This window comes from Streptococcus oralis (genome assembly GCF_003943825.1).
Classification (GTDB): domain Bacteria; phylum Bacillota; class Bacilli; order Lactobacillales; family Streptococcaceae; genus Streptococcus; species Streptococcus oralis_CD.
Genome location: NZ_RJNJ01000062.1, coordinates 1 through 726, shown reverse-complemented (window position 1 = coordinate 726; position 726 = coordinate 1). Strand labels below are relative to the sequence as shown.

Here is a 726-nt window from a genome sequence, read left to right as displayed (position 1 = left end):
GAGCTCCCTTGACTGCCACTAAGAATTTCCCATCTGGCAATGGGTGAACCGTTGACATGAGTTTACGATCTGAGTCAAATGGCAATTCAGCTACACGAGGATATTTTTCTAAAAATCCTTTAACATCATAGCCCTTATCCAAGGCATACTGGATAAAGGCTGTTTCGGTTGGATCCCCGATTAGGTTTCCTTCTGCATCAATCTTAGTATCATTAGCCAAAACAACTGAACGAAGAAGAGGCATTTCAAGACCTAGTTCAATGTCATCAGCTGAATCATGTAGGACTGCATCATAGAAGACTTTTTCGACGGTCATCTTGTTCATGGTAAGCGTACCAGTCTTATCAGAAGCGATGATCTCAGTTGAACCAAGTGTTTCTACTGCTGGCAACTTACGAACGATAGAGTTTCGTTTTGCCAAAACTTGAGTACCAAGGGCAAGAACGATGGTCACGATAGCTGGGAGTCCTTCTGGAATGGCTGCAACAGCAAGTGCAACAGAGGTCATCAACTCACCAAGTGGATCTTTACCTTGAATGAAGACTCCAACTACAAAAGTAACAAGGGCAATGACCAAAATAGCATAGGTCAAGACCTTAGAAAGGTTGTTCAAGTTTTGTTTGAGTGGTGTATCCGTCTCATCCGCATCTTGGAGCATGCCAGCGATATGACCAACTTCCGTGTACATACCTGTATTGACGACAACACCAAGACCACGACCATAGG

Annotated in this window: 1 protein-coding gene; it reads right to left on the bottom strand. The window is 43.7% G+C overall.

Going from position 1 to position 726, the window contains the following annotated elements:
• Window positions 1-726 (bottom strand): HAD-IC family P-type ATPase (locus tag D8863_RS10560; RefSeq protein WP_142999490.1); only part of this gene is annotated, 726 nt, incomplete at both ends.